This window comes from Pseudomonas sp. HS6 (assembly GCF_023375815.1).
Classification (GTDB): domain Bacteria; phylum Pseudomonadota; class Gammaproteobacteria; order Pseudomonadales; family Pseudomonadaceae; genus Aquipseudomonas.
In genome coordinates this window covers 1,608,650-1,627,448 of the sequence record NZ_CP067412.1, presented here as the reverse complement: position 1 = coordinate 1,627,448, position 18,799 = coordinate 1,608,650, and the positions used below count along the sequence as shown (strand labels likewise).

The 18,799-nt window shown below is 58.8% G+C and carries 20 protein-coding genes and 1 pseudogene; 11 read left to right on the top strand and 10 right to left on the bottom strand.

The genetic code is table 11. The features are described 5' to 3' along the window. Window positions 1-212 precede the first annotated feature (212 nt). Window positions 213-458 (top strand): hypothetical protein, encoded by a 246-nt coding sequence (locus JJN09_RS29655; RefSeq protein WP_368388977.1) that lies wholly within the window; start codon window positions 213-215, stop codon window positions 456-458. Window positions 459-649: 191 nt separating this feature from the next. On the opposite strand, the pseudogene JJN09_RS07390 reads toward JJN09_RS29655, so the two are convergent. The 3 genes and pseudogenes from JJN09_RS07390 to JJN09_RS07380 form a co-directional block, all read right to left on the bottom strand. Then, window positions 650-781, bottom strand: a pseudogene (locus tag JJN09_RS07390) (transposase); the annotation flags it as partial. 62 nt (window positions 782-843) lie between these two features. Next, window positions 844-1,539 (bottom strand): transposase, encoded by a 696-nt coding sequence (locus JJN09_RS07385; protein ID WP_249486512.1) that lies wholly within the window; start codon window positions 1,537-1,539, stop codon window positions 844-846. Between the two features lie 169 nt (window positions 1,540-1,708). Further along, window positions 1,709-1,942 carry a hypothetical protein gene (locus tag JJN09_RS07380; RefSeq protein ID WP_249486510.1) on the bottom strand — a complete coding sequence of 78 codons (234 nt, stop codon included), beginning with the start codon at window positions 1,940-1,942 and terminating at the stop codon, window positions 1,709-1,711. Here JJN09_RS07380 and JJN09_RS07375 point away from each other — a divergent pair. The 3 genes from JJN09_RS07375 to JJN09_RS07365 all read left to right on the top strand — a co-directional run bounded on the left by JJN09_RS07375 (window position 1,941) and on the right by JJN09_RS07365 (window position 3,576). Next, window positions 1,941-2,372, top strand: coding sequence for a DNA methylase (locus tag JJN09_RS07375; protein ID WP_249486508.1), 432 nt, complete (start codon window positions 1,941-1,943; stop codon window positions 2,370-2,372). The two genes, JJN09_RS07380 and JJN09_RS07375, sit on opposite strands and share 2 nt — an antisense overlap. Next, on the top strand, window positions 2,369-3,100 hold the full coding sequence (locus tag JJN09_RS07370; RefSeq protein WP_249486507.1) for a DUF72 domain-containing protein: 732 nt from the start codon (window positions 2,369-2,371) through the stop codon (window positions 3,098-3,100). The genes JJN09_RS07375 and JJN09_RS07370 overlap by 4 nt, the downstream gene beginning before the upstream one ends. Window positions 3,101-3,201: 101 nt before the next feature. Continuing rightward, on the top strand, window positions 3,202-3,576 hold the full coding sequence (locus JJN09_RS07365) for a RidA family protein (protein WP_249486505.1): 375 nt from the start codon (window positions 3,202-3,204) through the stop codon (window positions 3,574-3,576). 82 nt (window positions 3,577-3,658) lie between these two features. Here the strand turns inward: JJN09_RS07365 and JJN09_RS07360 are convergent, their stop codons facing one another. Further along, on the bottom strand, window positions 3,659-4,135 hold the full coding sequence (locus tag JJN09_RS07360) for a hypothetical protein (protein WP_249486503.1): 477 nt from the start codon (window positions 4,133-4,135) through the stop codon (window positions 3,659-3,661). Between the two features lie 236 nt (window positions 4,136-4,371). On the opposite strand from JJN09_RS07360, the gene JJN09_RS07355 reads away from it, so the two are divergent. Continuing rightward, entirely contained in the window at window positions 4,372-6,360 is a 1,989-nt protein-coding gene (locus JJN09_RS07355; RefSeq protein ID WP_249486501.1) for a U32 family peptidase, read from the top strand. A gap of 61 nt (window positions 6,361-6,421) precedes the next feature. Here the strand turns inward: JJN09_RS07355 and JJN09_RS07350 are convergent, their stop codons facing one another. Next, a complete protein-coding gene (locus JJN09_RS07350; protein ID WP_249486500.1) occupies window positions 6,422-7,732 on the bottom strand; it encodes an MFS transporter in 1,311 nt (436 codons plus the stop codon). 353 nt (window positions 7,733-8,085) lie between these two features. Here JJN09_RS07350 and JJN09_RS07345 point away from each other — a divergent pair, with 353 nt between their 5' ends. Continuing rightward, entirely contained in the window at window positions 8,086-9,111 is a 1,026-nt protein-coding gene (locus JJN09_RS07345; RefSeq protein ID WP_249490769.1) for a GlxA family transcriptional regulator, read from the top strand. 22 nt (window positions 9,112-9,133) lie between these two features. On the opposite strand, the gene JJN09_RS07340 is transcribed toward JJN09_RS07345, so the two are convergent. Further along, window positions 9,134-10,195: an alpha/beta fold hydrolase gene (locus tag JJN09_RS07340; RefSeq protein WP_249486499.1), complete on the bottom strand. Its 1,062-nt coding sequence runs from the start codon at window positions 10,193-10,195 to the stop codon at window positions 9,134-9,136. Between the two features lie 221 nt (window positions 10,196-10,416). Then, the gene (locus tag JJN09_RS07335; protein WP_249486497.1) at window positions 10,417-10,611 is read right to left on the bottom strand and encodes a PLD nuclease N-terminal domain-containing protein; all 195 of its coding nucleotides are present in this window, start codon (window positions 10,609-10,611) and stop codon (window positions 10,417-10,419) included. A gap of 159 nt (window positions 10,612-10,770) precedes the next feature. Between JJN09_RS07335 and JJN09_RS07330 the strand changes: the two genes are divergently transcribed. The 4 genes from JJN09_RS07330 (at window position 10,771) to JJN09_RS07315 (ending at window position 13,274) form a co-directional block, all read left to right on the top strand. After that, complete coding sequence (locus JJN09_RS07330) at window positions 10,771-11,607, top strand: AraC family transcriptional regulator (protein ID WP_249486495.1); 837 nt, start codon at window positions 10,771-10,773, stop codon at window positions 11,605-11,607. Window positions 11,608-11,658: 51 nt separating this feature from the next. Beyond that, the gene (locus JJN09_RS07325; RefSeq protein WP_249486493.1) at window positions 11,659-12,255 is read left to right on the top strand and encodes a LysE family translocator; all 597 of its coding nucleotides are present in this window, start codon (window positions 11,659-11,661) and stop codon (window positions 12,253-12,255) included. 106 nt (window positions 12,256-12,361) lie between these two features. Next, window positions 12,362-13,057: a tRNA (adenine(22)-N(1))-methyltransferase TrmK gene (locus JJN09_RS07320; RefSeq protein WP_302851999.1), complete on the top strand. Its 696-nt coding sequence runs from the start codon at window positions 12,362-12,364 to the stop codon at window positions 13,055-13,057. Window positions 13,058-13,109: 52 nt separating this feature from the next. After that, window positions 13,110-13,274: a DUF2986 domain-containing protein gene (locus JJN09_RS07315; protein WP_249486492.1), complete on the top strand. Its 165-nt coding sequence runs from the start codon at window positions 13,110-13,112 to the stop codon at window positions 13,272-13,274. 73 nt (window positions 13,275-13,347) lie between these two features. Here JJN09_RS07315 and JJN09_RS07310 read toward each other — a convergent pair whose 3' ends face one another. After that, entirely contained in the window at window positions 13,348-14,121 is a 774-nt protein-coding gene (locus tag JJN09_RS07310) for a helix-turn-helix domain-containing protein (protein ID WP_249486490.1), read from the bottom strand. Window positions 14,122-14,229: 108 nt separating this feature from the next. Between JJN09_RS07310 and JJN09_RS07305 the strand changes: the two genes are divergently transcribed. Beyond that, a complete protein-coding gene (locus JJN09_RS07305) occupies window positions 14,230-15,129 on the top strand; it encodes an EamA family transporter (protein WP_249486488.1) in 900 nt (299 codons plus the stop codon). Between the two features lie 87 nt (window positions 15,130-15,216). Here the strand turns inward: JJN09_RS07305 and JJN09_RS07300 are convergent, their stop codons facing one another. Next, the gene (locus JJN09_RS07300) at window positions 15,217-16,257 is read right to left on the bottom strand and encodes a DUF1214 domain-containing protein (RefSeq protein ID WP_249486487.1); all 1,041 of its coding nucleotides are present in this window, start codon (window positions 16,255-16,257) and stop codon (window positions 15,217-15,219) included. A 69-nt stretch (window positions 16,258-16,326) separates the two neighbouring features. Then, window positions 16,327-18,711, bottom strand: coding sequence for a DUF3772 domain-containing protein (locus JJN09_RS07295; protein ID WP_249486485.1), 2,385 nt, complete (start codon window positions 18,709-18,711; stop codon window positions 16,327-16,329). Window positions 18,712-18,799 lie beyond the last annotated feature (88 nt).

The window sequence follows — 18,799 nt, the reverse complement described above, 5'->3', positions numbered from 1 at the left end:
TGGTCAGAGCCTACGCCAACGCGAGTAGACGCGAATCGACCGGCTCCCACTTTATCGCCGCCATCGGAGGCCACCAACTCCTAGCACTTAACCAGCGTGCGGACGCAAATCCGAAGTACTGGGTCCCCGTTATTCTTGATCGACCGGAAACCAAAAAGTTATGGGCTTACGGGTTTCGAAAATATGATCCGATAGAGAAAGTTGTTTATTTAGTGAATTTCGAAAATTCCGAACAGGGTGTGGAAGTCTCGATACCACTGAGCAGCATTACAGGAACGCCGTCTATAAAACCAGTGAAATACAATGAAGCTGGTCAACCACTTCCCCAACCCCGCAATTGGGGCGGGGAGGAACAAGCCTTGGTCGTGGACAACGGCTCCGGTATGTGTAAAGCCGGTTTCGAAGGTGACGACGCACCTCGCGCGGTATTTCCAAGTATTGTTGGTCGCCCTAGATAGGAAACGTTCCCTGAGTGTCTAGTCCCGAAATAGAAAAAAAATCAAAGGGGACGAGTTTATATAATCGTCCCCTTTTGATATCAATTGGCAGCGTAAAACTGCCTTCGTCGGTGTGATTTATTCCGTCGGCACAACTTTATCCAACACCAAATCAAAAGGGGACAGATTTATTTAATGTCCCCTTTTTGACGTTAAGCACTTTTCTCTGGCCGTCCTTGTTCTCTGAAAAGAATACGCCTTCCGGTGATTTTCTCGATTTCGTCGACGAACCTCATGTTGCCAGTCAGTTGGCCCCGCTGAAGCGCACCCCTTATGTATTTCAAAAGAAATCAAAAGGGGACTATTTCAAAAGGGGACAGATTTATTTAATCGTTCCCTTTTGATTTTAAGCACTTTTTTCTGGTCGTCCTCGGCCTCTTAATTGAATGCGTTTTCCGGTGATTTTTTCGATTTGGTCGACGAATCTCATGTTGCCAGTCAGTTGGCCACGCTGCAGCGCACCCCTGATGAGTTGCAATTCATTGGTGGATGTAGACATTTCAACAAATGACTTATAGCGTTCGCGCCTGATGGCATCGTTAGGTCCTAGCTCCAGGAAGCAAGGATCTTTGTCCAGCCAGGTGCTTTCTGAAAAGTCATTCAAGCGCAGTGTAAAACTCGACCAGCGGTAGTCTTCTGCACACGCCACTATGTGGGCTCGCACCGGGTTTAACTCGATGTAGCGACTGCAAGCCAATAGATAAGTGTCGGATTGAACGACACTGGATTTGTAGCGGCTTTCCCATAGCGTCCCGGTTCTCGCCTCAACCTTGTTGCGATACCGCGTCATCCGTCCGGCGAGGGCTTTCATGAGCTGTCCAAGGCTGGACGTTGCTTCCCCTGGCGCGAGCAGCAAGTGCACATGATTGGTCATCAGGCAGTAGGCATAAACTTTTATACCTAATGCTTCCTTGAGCTCGCGAAGGTCAGAGAGATAGCGCTCGAAGTCTGCCGGTTCGGCGAACACAACCTGCCTGTTGTGGCCGCGCTGCACGATATGGTGCGGGTAGTGAGGTAGCACAATGCGTCCCGTTCTGGGCATGGATCTTCCTTCGTCCTTGTTTTGACGGGTTAAGTTTAGAGGGTGGCGATGCGGAGGCAGGTTGGATGTGTCAGAGAATGTATCTGTCGAGACTAGGGGAGTGAATTAAATTAACCAGTATCCGCTACCTCTTATAATCGTTCAGAGAGTTGGTTGTTCTGAGTCAGTGTTAAAAACTGCAATTTCTATCAGGTGTATTTTTTGTTTTCTGTGTCGATACTTTGCTTGTGGGGGCGCAGAAAATAAATCTGTCCCCTTTAATTACTGACATGTCTTTAAATGGCATGATCCAGACCTGTTTATCGGTCATCACCAAACGAGGTAAATCCTGACGCATTACGCCGCGATGCCACTCGTCGCCAGCCTCGCACTCATCACCTCGGCACCCGCTCAAACGCTGCATGACCAAAACCATCCGCGCCGAAGACTTGCATATCAGCCTCCACCCGTTGAGCGAATCAGCCTTGTTCAAATGGCTGCTCGCCAGTTTTCTGATGGGCAAACGAATCCAGGCCGACATTGCCGCCCAAGCCTATCGAGTGATCGTTGAACGATACCAGCGCGATACGCCGCGCAAACTCGGCCATTGCACTCACCGCGAACTGGTGCGGATGCTCGGCGAGGCGCATTACGTGCGCTACGACGAAACCACTGCCAGGCGCCTGCTGGCGCTGGCTGTCAGGCTCAACAGCGAATACGCCGGCCAAGTGACGAAAATCATCGAGGCAAGCACTGACCGCCGCGATTTCGAAAGACGTTTGCAAGCCTTCGACGGCATCGGCCCGAAAACCGTGGAAATCTTCATGCGCGAAGCGGGCGAGGTGCTGTTTTGAGTGCGCCGCCGATCTTCATCGGTTGCGCCGGTTGGAGTCTGCCCCGCGAGCACTGGCCGGCCTTCCCGGAGCTGGGCACTCATCTGCAACGGTATGCCACACGACTTAATGGTGTGGAAATCAACAGTTCTTTCTATCGTCCACACAAACGCCAAACCTACGCCCGTTGGGCCGAGTCGGTGCCGGACGGATTTCGCTTTTGCGTGAAAATGCCGAAGTCGATAAGCCATGAGCGGCGCCTGCGGGACTGCGAACGTGAGCTCGATGCATTTCTTGAACAGTGCTCGGGGCTGGGCGATCGCCTGGGTTGCCTGTTGGTGCAGTTGCCGCCGTCGCTGGCGTTCGACGAAGCGGTTGCAGAGGCCTTTTTCATCGCGTTGCGCCAACGTTATTCCGGGACTGTGGTGCTGGAACCTCGCCACGAATCCTGGGCCTGCGCCGAACCGCTGTTTAGGGCGTATCGCATCGCACAAGCGGTGGTCGATCCCTCGCGGATCGGCACCGATGCGGCTCCGCGCGGCTGGCCCAACGTGCGTTATTGGCGGCTGCACGGTTCGCCACGCATTTATTACAGCCCCTATGACTCGGCGTATCTGGAAACGCTCGCTGGCGATTTGCGGGTGGCGGCTGTCGATGGCGTCGACACTTGGTGCATCTTCGACAATACCGCCAGCGGCGTGGCAATCGGCAATGCGATGGAGCTGCGGCGGATACTCGCGGATGGCTGACGCTCGATGTCTGGTCTTCCAACCAGCGAGCGTGTCTGTAAACTGGCCGCCCGAAACGGCGCCCGATGGCGCCGTCCTCACTGCCAGCGAAGGACTTTCCCATGGCCAACCAAGACATCACCTACACCCCGGATGCAGACTCGATCTCTTCGGACGTGACCGAATTCAACGGCATCCTGATGTCGACCCAGATTCCGACCCGTGCCGACGGCAGCCTGGAACTGGGCGATATCACCACGCAAAGCGAATGCACGCTGCAGGCCCTGAAAGTTGCACTGGAAAAGGCCGGCAGTTCGATGGATCGCGTGCTGCACCTGACCATTTATCTGACCGATATGGCTGATCGCGCCGCGTTCAACGAAGTGTACAAACGCTACTTCGCCAAGCCGTGGCCGGTGCGCGCGGCGGTCGGCGTGGCGGCGCTGGCGGTTGAAGGGATGAAGGTGGAAGTGACTGCGATGGCTGCGAAGGCCTGATTCATACCGCAAAAAAGAAGCGCACGCCAAACACGGGTTTCCAAGTTTGGCTGCGCCTTGACTTCAATCATCCAGTTGTCCACTAAAGCGGATCAGTGGCGTTCAGGAAGAGTTTTCCCACTATGAAATGCTCTGTTACCTGATTGTCATATGTGAAAAGGACTTTCCCCTTGAATGTTGCCGAAACAGTTTTTTGCTCATTGTCTCTCTCGAATGTAATTTCCCCACCTGTTGCGTGCAATATTTGGCCGCCAGCTAGGACTGACATTGAGACTCCCCTGCCTGTAGCAACGATTGAGTGTCTTCCATCTGCTGTTGCTTTCGGTATGTTGAATCCAACTTGCACAAGATAGTCGGGGTCGCTGTTTTTGCCGAAAAGACCAAGAGTGTCGGCATTCATTGCCTTATAGGTAAAGCGATCGGCTGTAAACGCTTCCTCTACCGTTGGAATTGGCGGATCAAACTTACCGACGAATACATCATCGGTCCCTGAGTGACCATCGAGGGGTTTCATTGTTTTTTCGCTGATGTTAAGTGCCTCGCAATCTTTTGCGTCCATCATCAAGTACCTTTTCTTCATGAATCGATAAATGGAACAGGCGCTGCAATACACTGAAGTGCCTGACGGAAAGCGTGCTTTATATACTCCGATCCAACAACTGACAGAACTTACAGTTATGCCATCCTCGAAACTGTGCTAGCGACTTCCTGCATCACATCGCCCCATGGGTGCCGGTCAGGCCTTTCACAGGTACAATGCGCGCCTCAACCGTGACAGCCTGACTAAAAAAACATATGTCCTTGCCCAAACATCACCTGGAACTGCTCAGCCCCGCCCGTGACGTGGCCATCGCCCGCGAGGCCATCCTGCATGGCGCCGACGCGGTGTACATCGGCGGCCCGAGCTTCGGTGCGCGCCACAACGCGTGCAATGAGGTGAGCGAAATCGCCGAACTGGTGGAATTTGCCCGTCGCTACCACGCGCGCATCTTCACCACCATCAACACCATCCTGCACGACAACGAACTGGAGCCGGCGCGCAAGCTGATCCATCAGTTGTACGACGCCGGCGTCGATGCGCTGATCGTCCAGGATCTGGGCGTGATGGAGCTGGACATTCCACCCATCGAGCTGCACGCCAGCACCCAGACCGACATCCGCACCCTTGAGCGGGCCAAGTTCCTCGATCAGGCCGGTTTCTCGCAACTGGTTCTGGCCCGTGAACTGAACCTCAAGGAAATCCGCGCGATCGCCGATGAAACCGATGCCGCCATCGAGTTCTTCATTCACGGTGCTCTGTGCGTGGCGTTTTCCGGTCAGTGCAACATTTCCCACGCGCAGACCGGGCGCAGTGCCAACCGAGGCGACTGCTCCCAGGCCTGCCGTCTGCCGTACACCCTGAAAGACGAAAAGGGTGGCGTGATCGCCTACGAAAAACACCTGCTGTCGATGAAGGACAACAACCAGAGCGCCAACATCCGCGCGCTGGTCGAGGCCGGTGTGCGTTCGTTCAAGATCGAAGGTCGCTACAAGGACATGGGCTATGTGAAGAACATTACCGCCTATTATCGGCAGCGCCTCGACGACGTGCTCGAAGACCGCCCGGACCTGGCTCGCGCATCCAGCGGCCGCACCGCGCACTTCTTCATGCCAGACCCGGAAAAGACCTTCCACCGTGGCAGCACCGACTATTTCGTCAGTGATCGCAAGATCGACATCGGCGCGTTCGATTCGCCGACCTTCACCGGTCTGGCGGTGGGCGTGGTCGAGAAAGTCGGCAAGCGTGACATGCAAGTCATCACCCATGAGCCGCTGTCCAACGGCGACGGGCTCAACGTGCTGGTCAAGCGCGAAGTGGTGGGTTTCCGCGCCAACATCGCCGAAGCCAAGGGCGAGTTCGAGGAAGAAGGCGAGAAGCGCTACCGCTACCGCGTCGAGCCGAACGAGATGCCGGAAGGCATGTACAAGCTGCGGCCGAACCATCCGCTGAACCGCAACCTCGACCACAACTGGCAGCAGGCCTTGCAGAAGACCTCCGCCGAGCGTCGTATCGGCGTGAGCTGGCTGGCGAAGTTGCGTGAAGAACGTCTGGAACTGACCGTGACTAGCGAAGAGGGCATCAGTGCCAGCGTCGCGCTGGACGGCCCGTTCGGCGTCGCCAACAAACCGGAGCAGGCGCTGGACACCTTGCACGACCTGCTCGGCCAGCTCGGCACCACCGAGTACCACGCGACCTCGATCAAACTGGATGCGCCGCAAGCGTTCTTCATTCCCAACTCGCAGCTCAAGTCCTTGCGCCGTGAAGTGATTGAAGCGCTGACCGCCGCCCGTGTTGCCGCTCACCCACGGGGCGGGCGCAAGGCCGAGACCACGCCACCGCCGGTGTACCCGGAGGCGCACCTGTCGTTCCTGGCCAACGTCTACAACCAGAAGGCCCGCGACTTCTACCACCGTCACGGCGTGAAGCTGATCGACGCTGCGTACGAGGCCCACGAAGAGGCGGGCGAAGTGCCGGTGATGATCACCAAGCACTGCCTGCGGTTCTCCTTCAACCTGTGCCCGAAACAGGCCAAAGGCGTGACCGGCGTGAAGACCAAAGTCGCGCCGATGCAGCTGATCCACGGCGATGAAGTGCTGACCCTGAAGTTCGACTGCAAGCCGTGCGAGATGCACGTGATCGGCAAGATGAAGGGCCACATCCTGAATCTGCCGCAGCCGGGCAGTGTGGTGGGGCATATCAGCCCTGAGGATCTGATGAAGACGATCCCGCGCGCGCCGCACTGATTTAAAGGCAATAAAAAACCGGTGACGAAAGTCACCGGTTTTTTTTATGCCTGCCAGAAACTCAGCTGGCTTCGTAGCGCGATCCCGTTGGCGGCGCCGCTTCGCCACTCAACGCATCGACCATCGGCGGGTGCTCCTGCGCCGCCTGACGCAGATCCTCGGTCACCCGCAGTTCGGCACCGGTCGGCGAGAAGGTTGCTGCCGCCGCAAACGGTGCCGGATTGGCCGGGACCGGACGTTTGCCGCGACGCCAGAAGAAGAACGTCACCATGCTCAGGTTGACCAGCGCGAAGGCCCAGAACAGGCCGCTTCCGCCGTGAGCGTTCATCGCCGGCGAGATCAGCAGCGGGCTCATCGCCGAGCCCAACGAGTTGATCAGCAACATGCCCTGAATCATCGGCACCAGCGTTTCGACCGGCGCACGGTCGGCAGCGTGGCTGACGGCCACCGGGTACAGCGCGAACACGCCGCCACCCAGCAGGAACAGGGTCGCCGCTAGCAGGGTCGAGGACAGCGGCACCAGCACGATCACCAGCGACAGCACGGTGCACGCGGCGCACAGCACGGTCAGTACTTGCAGGCGATCCTTGCGGTCGGACCAGCGCCCGACCGGGTATTGCAGGAGCATCGCGCCGAGGATCGTCCAGGCCATCATGCTGCCGACTTCGCCGACGTTCAGGCCGATGCGTTGCAGGTACAGCGGCAGCAGGGTGTAGATCGCCGCGATGGTCACGCCGGAGCCGAAGCAGCCGACCAGCCCGGTGGGCGACACGCCGAGCAATGCCCGTGGCTTGAGCGGTTCGACCTGTTCCAGCAACGGCGATACCCGCGGCAGGATCACGATCGGCAGCACCGACAACGTCGCCAGCATGCCGGCGACCATGAACGGCGCGGTGTCGCCCAGACCGGTGATTTTCCCCAGCGTCGCCTGGCCGAGCACGCCGGCGCCATAGAGGACGATCATGTACAGCGCCAGCAGACGGCCGCGAATCTTCGCGTCGCCGGCCAGCAGCAGCCAGCTCTCGATCACCAGAAACACGCCGACCGTGGCCCAGCCGTTGATCAGACGCAGAACGACCCAGCCCCAGGTGTCATAAAACAGCCCTTGCAGCAGGATGGTCGCGGCGATCAGCGAGGCGAAGCTGCTGTAGGCGCGGATGTGGCCGATCCGCAGGATCAGCCGGTCGTTGAAGATCGCGCCCAGCGTCAGGCCGATGAAATAGGCCGAGGACACGATGCCGATCATCGTCGCCGATTCGCCGGCAGCGCCCAGGCGCAGGGTGGTCAAAGAAGACAGAAAACCGTTGCCCAAGGCAACAATGAATAGCCCGAGCAGGGGCGCCAGCGCCATGGCCAGCAAACGCGGTGTCATAAAAACCTCAAGTGATCGAACAGCGGAACGTGCGCCTCTGCGCATGCGAGTGCCAAGCCGAAGTGTGTTGAAGACAAACGACCGCCGAACGGGCAGGACGATTGAGCCTGGCGCGCTCGTGAAAGTGGCCGGCTGTTCAAACCTGAGGGTTGTCATGGCTGCGGGCAGGCGCCGGTCGGGCGACTGCAAGAGGAGACGCGATTTTAAGCCTTGTGTGGCGTTTGCCAAGGTACGTGGCCTGCGACGTTGGGACGCAGGCCTCAGGCACGGTCGTTCAGGTTTGGGCCAGGTGCGTTCATTCCCGAGTATTTTGCCGCCCCGGCGGTTAGCATGGCGCTACAACAATGAAACCGATGGACCACACCTTGATCGAACGACGCCAATTCAGCGGTGGCATGAAGGGCAAGAACCTTCGCTACCTGAACGAGCCTTCCTCCGGGGCAGGGCGCATGACCCGCACGGGTTTTGTGCTGCTGGAGCATTTTTCCCTGCCAGCGTTTACCCAGGCGCTGGACACCATCATTACCTCGAACCTGCTGCGCCCCGGTCTGTTTTCCACGCGAACCTTTGGCTTGAGCGATGGCGAGGTGATCAGCGATCTGGGCCTGGTCATTCGCCCGGATGCGCGACTGGATGCTGGGGCGATACAGGAACTGGACCTGCTGGTGATCTGCGGCGGTTACCGCACGGAATTGAAGGCCAGCGACGAGTTTATCGGTCTGCTGAAAATGGCCGCCGAGGCGGGGGTGTTGCTGGCCGGGTTGTGGAACGGTTCATGGTTTCTGGGGCGGGCCGGGGTGCTGGAAGGGTATCGCTGTGCGATTCACCCGGAGCATCGACCGGCACTGGCAGAAATCTCCAAGGCGACTCAGGTCAGCAGTGAACCCTATGTGATCGACCGCGACCGGTTGACGGCGTCGAGTCCGTCCGGCGCCTTCCACATGGCGCTGGACTGGATCAAGAGCCTGCACGACAAGGCGCTGGTTGAAGGTATCGAAGACATTCTGGCGTTCGAGGAATCGCGCTACCGGCGGATCAAACCGACCGAAAACATCAGCGTCAGTGCACCGTTGCGCGAAGTGGTGAAGCTGATGGATGCCAACCTCGAAGAGCCGCTGGAACTGGAGCAATTGGCGGTGTATGCCGGCCGCTCCCGACGTCAACTGGAGCGACTGTTCAAGGAGCAACTGGGCACCACGCCGCAGCGCTATTACATGGAACTGCGGATCACCGAAGCCCGGCGTCTGCTGCAACACACCGAGCTGTCCCAGGTGGATGTGCTGGTGGCCTGTGGGTTCGTGTCGCCGAGTCATTTCAGCAAGTGCTACAGCGCTTATTTCGGTTATCGACCGTCCAAAGAAAAACGGCTCGTCAAGTAACGAGCCGTTTTTATTCGCCGCCTCAGAGGTGATCGGCGTCGACGATTGCCTTGGCGAAGGTCTGCGGACTTTCCTGCGGCAGGTTGTGGCCGATACCACCGTTGATCAGACGGAATTCGTATTTGCCGGTGAAACGTTTGGCGTAATCCTCGGGCGCCGGGTGCGGTGCGCCGTTGGCGTCGCCCTCCAGGGTGATGGTCGGCACGCTGATCGACGGCGCGGTGGCGAGTTTCTGCTCCAGTGCCTCGTACTGGCTTTCACCCTGCACCAGGCCCAGGCGCCAGCGGTAGTTGAACACGGTGATGGCGACGTGATCGGGGTTTTCCAGGGCCTTGGCGCTGCGGTCGAACGTGGCGTCGTCGAGGGCCCATTTCGGTGACGCGGTTTGCCAGATCAGTTTGGCGAAGTCGTGGGTGTTCTTGGCGTAGCCGGCCGCACCACGGTCGGTGGCGAAGTAGAACTGATACCACCATTGCAGCTCGGCCTTGGGTGGCAGCGGGTTCTTGCCGGCCGCCTGATTGCCGATCAGATAGCCGCTGACCGACACCAGGGCTTTGACTCGTTCAGGCCACAGCGCCGAGACGATGTCCGCCGAACGCGCGCCCCAGTCGTAGCCGCCGAGCACGGCTTGTTTGATTTTCAGTGCATCCATGAAGTCGATCACGTCACTGGCCAGCGCCGCCGGCTGACCGTTGCGCACGGTCTTGTCGGAAAGGAAATGTGTGTCGCCATAACCCCGGGCATACGGCATCAGTACCCGATAACCCTTGGCCGCCAGAATCGGCGCGACATCGTCGTAGCTGTGAATGTCGTACGGCCAGCCGTGCAGCAGAATCACCACCGGGCCATCGGCCGGGCCGGTTTCGGCGTAGGCCACGTCCAGCACACCGGCCTTCACATGCTTCAGCGCGCCGAAGGGCAGGTCGGCGCTCACACTGGCGGCTACAGTCTTGACCGGTTCCGGCGTCGCCGATTGCGCATTGGCGAACGCACCGAATTGCATCAGGGCGGTCGCCAGAATCGACAGACCGAGCAGGCGACGACGGGTGTTGCCGGTAGCAGTGGTATGCAGTGCTTGCTTCATGGGAAGACTCCTTTGCAATCAAGGGGGGCCGGGTTCGAGTTGAACCCTTGTGAACTGGAGTCCATTGAAGCTTGCCGGTGTATCCGTGCTGTTTCGGTTTTGCTCCCGAGTTAAGGGCGTGTGTATCCGCAGGCGTTCCGTACACAGTGCGATACAGACCCGCCACTCATGAAAAAGCCCCGAATGATCGGGGCTTGGTTTTCTTGCGCTGTTCTCAGGTTTCAGGCCTGGGTGACATGTTTGGGCCCGGCCAGGGCCCAGGCGATCAGTCCCAGCAACGGTACAAAAACGATCAGTACGATCCAGACGCCCTTGTTGCTCGATTTCCCTTCGCTCTTGCGCACCCGGTTGATTGCCCACAGTTCAACGAGCACAAGAACAACAGCCAGTACGACCCACGTGGTTTCAATTTGCATGAGCTACCTCCTGATGGTCATTCGGTTAGGCGGCCGGTGAAACTGAGGGTTCATTAAATTTGCACTCCGTCTGCGTTGGACATCCTGCACAAATCTTCTAAACGCGCTGGCGCGAAGCGCGGTAATTTAGCCGTTGCACCCATTTCTCTGGAGCCTTGCGTGGACAAACGCAACTGGATCGACCTGTCCCAGGATGCCGACACCGGGATCGAGTCGATTCGTGCCCATTTCCAGGGCCATGCCTATGACCCGCACTGGCATGACAGCTTTCTGGTGGGCGTCACCGAGCAAGGGGTTCAGCAGTTCGATTGCCGGCGGGTGCGGCATTTCAGTACGCCGGGCAAGATTTTCATGCTGGAGCCAGGAGAGATCCATGACGGGCATGCGCCCACCGAGGAAGGCTTCACTTACGCCATGCTCTATCTCGATCCGCACTGGCTGGAGCGCGAATTGCTTGCGCTGTTCGAACAGGCGCCGGACAACAGTCAGCTCGGGTTCGCCGATACCCTGAGCCAGGATCCGCGCCTGGCCACTTCCATCAATCAGGCTTTTCTAGCCCTGCATCACGGCGACTTGCGCATCGTGCGGCAGAGCGCTATCGATAGCTTGTTGGGCTCACTGACGGCTCACCTCGACTGGCGCAAGCGTCAGGCCTTCGATCCGCGCTTGCCGCGAGTGGCGCAAGTCGCGCGGGACTATCTGCATGCCCATGCCTTCGAAGACATCGGGCTGGATGATCTGGCCCGGGCCTGCGGGGTTGACCGCTTTCGTCTGACCCGGGCCTTCAAGTCGGCCTTCGGTCTGGCGCCCCATGGTTACTTGATCCAGTTGCGACTGGCTCGGGCTCGGCAAATGCTGGCGCGGGGCGAGACGCCCGCCAACGTCGCCAGCACACTCGGGTTTGCCGATCAAAGCCATCTGGGCCGCTGGTTTCGCCGCGCCTATCACCTTACGCCGGCGGACTACCGCAAGCGCTGCTCAAACCTTCCAGACTGAACGTCTCGCAAGCGCGACCATGGTCTTCTGTTCTGATTCGGAGTCCATGCCATGGAATCGTTGTTGCCCTTTCTGCTGTTTGCCTTTGTTGCTTCGATCACCCCGGGGCCGACCAATATTCTGGTGATGAGCCACAGTTCGCGGCGCGGGATGGTGGCTACGCTGCCGATTATCCTGGGTGCCTGTCTGTCCGCGGCGCTGGTGGTGTTGGTGGTCGGGCTCGGCGTGGGTGAAACGCTGCTGCGTTATCCCCGCGTGCAGCAGGCAATGGCCTGGGCCGGGGTGTTGTGGTTGAGCTGGCTGGCGTGGCAGATCTTTCGCAGTACGCCGCCATCGCTGGACCCGGCAGCGGCGGGTGATGACGGCTTCAGCGTGTTCGGCGCCGCTGGCCTGCAACTGATCAACCCCAAGGTCTGGATGATGGCCGTGGCGGTGGTGAGTGTGTTTGGCGGTAACGGCGACGAGCGTGCGCGGATGGTCCTGTTGGCCTTTGTGTTTCTGCTGGTCTGCTTGCCGTGCATGACGGCGTGGGCGTTGCTGGGGGTGGGCAGTGCTCGGTTCTTTGGTTCGCCACGGGCATTCAGGCGCATGAATGCCGGGTTGGCGTTTTTGTTGTTGCTGTCGGCTTGGTTGACGGTGTTGGTTTGATTCAGGCACCCGGTCATATAAATTTGAAATACACCGCGCTGCCCCCCAGAATCGCGCCCCGATCCGGCCACAGGTGCCGGACGCTCAAAGTGAAAAGGGGTTGCCGTTGAACGAACAGACATTGTCCATGCGCCTGGAGCGCGTAGCGGCGCAGGTGCCGGTCGGTGCGCGTCTGGCCGATATCGGTTCGGATCACGGTTACTTGCCGGTGGCGTTGATGCGTCGCGGCGCCATCGAAGCAGCGGTGGCGGGGGAGATGGCGTTGACGCCGTTCCGCTCGGCCGAACGCACCGTGCGTGAAAATGATCTGGGCCAACAGATTACCGTGCGCCTGGCCGATGGCTTGATGGCGATCGAACCGCAAGACGGAATCAGCGCGATCAGCATCTGCGGCATGGGCGGTGAGACCATTCGGGACATTCTCGAGGCTGGCAAGGCACGTTTGAGCGGCCGCGAACGCCTGATCCTCCAACCCAACGGCGGCGAGCAACCGCTGCGTCAATGGCTGATGGACAACGACTACCGGATCCTTTGCGAGGAACTCTTGCGGGAAAACCGCTTCGACTACGAAATCATCGTTGCCGAACGCGACGGGCCCGTGGCCTACACCCCTGAGGAACTGTACTTCGGACCGTTGCAGATGCAGGCGCGCAGCCCGGCGTTTGTCAGCAAGTGGCAGCACCGGTTGCGACACAAGCAGCAGACCTTGAGCCACTTCGGGCGTGCACGGCATGCCGTGTGCGAAGAGAAGGTGCAGGACCTGGCCCGGCAGGTGCGGTGGATTACTGAAGTGCTCGCTTGAACCCGGCTCAGCGCTGATATCATTCAACAACTTTCAAGCAGGGCAAAACACCATGAACCGTCAGAAGAAACTGCAACAACTCTTCAAGGAAAAATCCAAAAAGGCCAACGCCAAACTGGCGCCGAAAAGCAACAAGCCGAAGTACATCAGCAAGGCTGATCGTTTGAAGCTGGAAGCTGAAGCGGGTCAAGTCTCGGTCGTTTCCACTGAGAGCTGATCCCAAAAGGGGACAGATTTATTTTTAGCCCAAAAGGGGACAGATTTATTTTCAGAAAATAAATCTGTCCCCTTTAAAGTACTAAGTATCGACTGGGCACTTCTCCCAGCAAGTGCTTGAACGCCGTTGTGAATGCACTCGAGCTGCTATAGCCCAACGTCATTGCGACCTGTGTGATTGGCTGGCCATTTCCCAACTGTACAACCGCAGAGAGCAGGCAGGCCTGCTGTCGCCATTCGATGTAACTGATGCCGGTGTGCACGCGAAACTGTCGGGTAAAGGTTCGGCGGCTCATGCCTGCACGTTGGGCCATTTCGTCGATACCCACCTCCAGCGAGGGCTGGGCCAGGAACTCGCGGCACACCTTCGCAAGACGCGGTTCTGTCGGCAACGGGGCATTGAGTGACAGCGCAGGCATCCCGGCAATTTCGTGCAGCAGCAACCCCATCAGATGACCGTCGCGTCCCTGGGTGGAGTAGTGCGAGGGCACATCGATAGCCTTCAACAACAACTGCCGCAGCAACGGCGAAACATCCAACACCTGACACTGATCCGCTAGCCCGAGACGCTGCGCCGCGCGTTTGCGGATGTATGTGTTATGGAGCGTGACAGGGCCGCGCATCTGCATGGAGTGAGGCAGTTGCGCCGGGACCCATATGCCGCGTTGAGGCGGGACGACCCAGTTGCCGTGATCGGTAAAGACGGTGATGACGCCACTGGCAGCATACGCAAACTGTCCACGCGGGTGGTCGTGCAACGGGAACAGCGTTCCATCCGCGTAGTCACGTGCGGTCACGACGGCATCGCGGGGTGTGTTCTGGTAGGTCGGTACGGTTTTTTCGTGCATGGCCCGATATTAATGAAAGTTGGCCTGTGACTGAAAGCAGGCCATGCCGATTGCTTGCATATTTCTCCTGCACGAGCATTTCCGTTCGGTGCAGGGGAAAGACTGATCATGCAAAAGAAACATCTAGTACTGGCCGTTTCGGTCACAGCGGTCTGGGGATTGAACTTCCCCGTCACCAAACTCGGGCTGGCCGGCATCGACCCGCTGTTGTTGACGGCGTTACGTTTTGCACTGGCGGCTTTGCCTTGGGTATTTTTCGTCAAACGTCCGCAAGTTGCCTTCGGATGGATCGCGGCCTATGGGCTGATCTTCGGTGTCGCGATGTGGGCGTTGATCAATCAGGGGATCGCGTGGGGCGTACCGCCGGGTAGCGCGTCGTTGCTGATCCAGTTCAGCGCATTCTTCACGCTGGGCTGGGGCGTGCTCTTCTTTGGAGAACGCTTGGGAGGGCCTCAGCTGATTGGCAGTGTGTTGGCTGCTGCAGGACTGGTGGGGATTGTCTTGTGCAGTCCCGGCGATGTATCGAGGGCAGGTTTTGCCCTGGTGATTGGCAGCGCGGTGGCCTGGAGCATTGGCAACGTGGTCATCAAGGTTTCCAGAGTGCATGAAATCTTCGCCTTCGTCGTCTGGGCGAGTTTGTTTCCACCCATCCCGCTCTTGCTGTTGACGTGGCTGCTACACGGCTCCGCTCCTTTCAACGCGGTGCCTTCGCAACTGAATGGCATGACGCTGTTTTCACTCGCGTTCCAGGTGTACGCAGCGACGCACTTCAGTTACTGGGGGTGGAATCTGCTGCTGCGTGAATACCCGGTGTCGCGCGTGGCCCCGCTGTCGCTGTTGATTCCGGTATTTGGCATCGTCAGCTCTATGCTCGTCCTCGGCCAGCACCCAGGCCTCTTTGATTGGGTGTTTATCTTGCTGGTTCTACTGGCGCTGGCCTTGGGTTCGGTGAAATTGCCCTTCATTCAACGAGTCAGAAAGGGGGACAGATTGATTCTCATAAAATAAATCTGTCCCCTTTAACAGAAAATAAATCTGTCCCCTTTAAAGACAGTCCCCTTTAAAGACACTGGCCTGGGGTCAGGGAAAGTAACTTCACTCAACCGGCTTCGGCTCCGGAAACGTCCACATCCCGCTGAGAATCTGCGCTTTCGGCCGGTACAACCGCACGGTGTAGTTCCAGCCCTGCATGATCGGCAAACAGTTCGCTACCGCAGGCTTGCAGCCACCAAACTGGATCACGATCGAGCCGTCGGCAGATTTCTTCGCTGTCAGGTTGTTCAGCGTGTAAGCGTGTTGCGGATTTTTTTCGTAATAGCCTTCGGCGTTGTAAAGGCTGACCGACCAGAACCCGTCGACAGGGACGTCTTTGACGGTCAGGCGGTAAACGGTTTTGCCGTCATTTTTTGTCGGCGTGACGTTCAGGTAGGTCGCATCCTTGTCCGGATTGCCACCCCATGCAGAGGCCGAACCGAGCAGGTGACGGATCGGGTCGACCTCTTTTTTCGTGCCGAAGGCTCTACGGAAATCGGGAATGGTCGAGGACAGTATCAGCAACGCATCGCGGACTTTCTTCTGGCTCGCGGCATCCCAGTGGGGCAGCTCCAGTGTACCGGCGCTCTTCTGGCTGACCGTGATCGCATCCTGCAGGGCATGTACCTGTTTTACGTCATCCGGGCTGTTGGGGTCGACCAGTGTTCGGATGGCAGTGACAACATAGCGGGTGCCAACGTTTTCCCGGGTCAGCGTATGGCTGCCGGCACCATAGAACACGTCGGGGGTGTAATGGTCTTCGTTGATGATCTGCAGGGCCATGAACCGTTTGCCGGGATCGGGCAGGGTGATAGTCACAGGACTCGCGTCGAGGTCAAAAACGCCCGAAGTGTAGAGGGTGTCACGGTTCAAACGAATGACGGTCTGGTGGTCGATCGAGGCTTCTTCTCGGCGATGCAGAAGTTTGCCCAGACCACCCTGTTTGGCCAGCGAACCGATGTACAAGTCTGACTCTGCACGCGGGAAATTATCCACGGTGACCGGAGTTGCGCCGTTTTCAGACGGTGCGTCTTCGGCGAAGGCTGGGTTCAGCAGGGTCAATGCAGCCCAGGAAGCGAGTGTGCAGGTCGCTAGCTTTTTCATACGATTCCTTTCACGTCGGGAAGTCAGCGGAGCAGATTTTTATTCTCTGGGACTATAGACGGCCTTTTTTCAAGCGTTGGGCTGAGCCGGTTTGGCCAACTCAATCCCCGACGCCCCCAGCCGCTTGAGAATCTCGAACAACAAATCACTCTTGGTCTTGCCGACAATCCGCGGGCTGTCGACATAACCCGTCACGGTCAGCGTGATGCCATCGGGCGAAAGCTTGCTGAACCGCACAAACGGCGCCGGTTTGCCGAGGATGGTTTCGTGCTCTTTATAGGTGTCGAGCAACAGGTTTTTGACCTGCTCGGGATCGATGTCCAGCGGGAACATCAGCTCCAGCGTCGCCACGCCCTGGGCGCTGCCACCGAGGGTGACGTTGCGCAGGTTTTGCGAGATCAGTTGCGAGTTTGGGACGATCACGATGGAGCGGTCACTGAGCTGGATTTCGGTGGCACGCACGTTGATCCGGCGGATGTCGCCCTCGACGCCGCTGATGCTGATCAAGTCGCCGACCTTGACCGGGCGTTCGGTGAGCAGGATCAGACCGGAGACGAAGTTCTTCACGATCTCCTGCAAACCGAAACCGATCCCCACCGACAGGGCGCTGACGATCCACGCCAGGTTGGTCCACTTCACGCCCAGTGACGACAGTGTCAGCAACACCACCAGCGCATAGCCGATATTGGAAAACAGCGTGCTGAGCGAAGCGCACATGCCCGGGTCCATGTCGGTCTTGGGCAGGAATTCGTTGTCCAGCCAGCGACGCAGGGCGCGGATCAGGTAAATGCCGATCAGCAGCGCGAGCATGGCGTTGAGCAAATGCCCGGGAACTATGTTCAGTTTGCGCAGGCCGGCGCCGCCGAGAATCGCGCCAATGTTGGTCGCCAGTTGGCCGAGGGTGGTACCGATGCCACCGACGAACAGGGTGATCACCGCCAGCAACAACAACGCGGCCCGGCCCACGCCGGCCAGCAGGGTCGAGGCTTGTTCGAGGCGCCGGTCGCCGACCCCCAGCAGTTGCTTCAACGCCTTGCCGCTGGAGTGGCGGGGCGAGAAGAAGTATTCGCAGCTGTCCTTGAGCAACTGCATCAACAGATAGAAACCGGAAAATACGATAAACGCCCACACCAGTTCATAGGTGATGAACCGCGCCAGCGACACATATCCCGTCAGCAACGCCCCCAGTGAGATGACCATCGCCAGCGTTGCAATGGTGTAGACCACGCCGGCGAACGTGTTGCCGGTGACCTGCGCATCTCCGGCCGCCGCCAACGCTTTGCGCACCTTGCCGACGCGCATCAGCAGCACCGTGACGATGCCCAGCACCACCAGTGCAATCACGCCCCGTCCGGCAATCACGATCTGGCTGCTCATGCCGGACGCGTTGCTGACCTGCACCGCCGTCACCAGCACCAGCAGCGTGACGGAAAGAATCCGGGCGAACGGCTTGAGCGTCAGTGCCACCGGCTCGGCAATCACCGGCAGCCGCCAAGACGGGTGCTCGGTGGACAGCAACGCGCGGCTCAGGCCGGTGATCATCACGCAGGCGTACACCACTTTCTGGAACTCGTCGGAAAACGTCGCCAGCATCGGTGGCAACGGCACATGCCGCGTGCAGGCGTAATACAGCAATTCCAGGGCAATCGCCGTAGTCGCGAGGGTTGCCAGTGCCGAGGCAAACGCCAGCGAACTGCGGCGCAGCCGTCCTTCTGGCATGCGATGAATGCACACCCACGCCAGCCATCGGTCAGCGAGCCGGCGGCCCAGTGTCCAGACGATGAAGGCCAGCAGCACCAGCACACTGGTGTAGAACCGTTGCCCTGGTTGCCAGGCCTCGGCGCCGGTTTCCTTGATCTGCTCGACGAACGAGCGCAGCCGCTGGCGATCGTCAGGAGCGGGATCGACCAGCGGTGCCCAGAATCCGGGGCTCAGAATGCTGTCAGTGCCTAAGGTCAGCTCGCTTTCGAGCAACGTACGGCGAATGCTGGCAATTTGTGTGATCAGGTCGGTGGCGTTCTGTTTGAGTGTCGCCAGGTTCTTCAGGGCGGTATCGACCTTAGTCTTCTGTTCGATCAGTGTCGCCCGTTGTGCCGCGATATCGGCCTGTTCGGCGGCCACTGTTTCCGTCGGCGTCGCGCCTAATACGCCCAGTTGCACGGTCAGTTGTGCCTGTTGCGGCAACAGCGAGGCGGACAACCGATCGATGTCCAGAATGAACAACTGCACCCGATCCTGCGGGCCTTCGAGCTGGTTGTAGTTGTTGGCGGACGAGATCTGCTGCTTGAGGCCATCGAGGCGCTGTTGCAGCGCTTGCAGATCGTTTTGGCTGACCCCCGGAAGCGGGGCGCCGATGTCGATTGCGTTCGATAAATCGGCGGCCGCCACAGTTGCCAGGCCCGGGCCGAGCAGGGTCAGAACGACGAACACCAATGACATCAATGCATTGCGCATGGGACTGGCTGATTCCGGTTGATCACACAATCAATGAGGTTAGGTGATCAGGCCGGAAATCGAGGAAAAGTTTCGGGTTGTCTGGAAC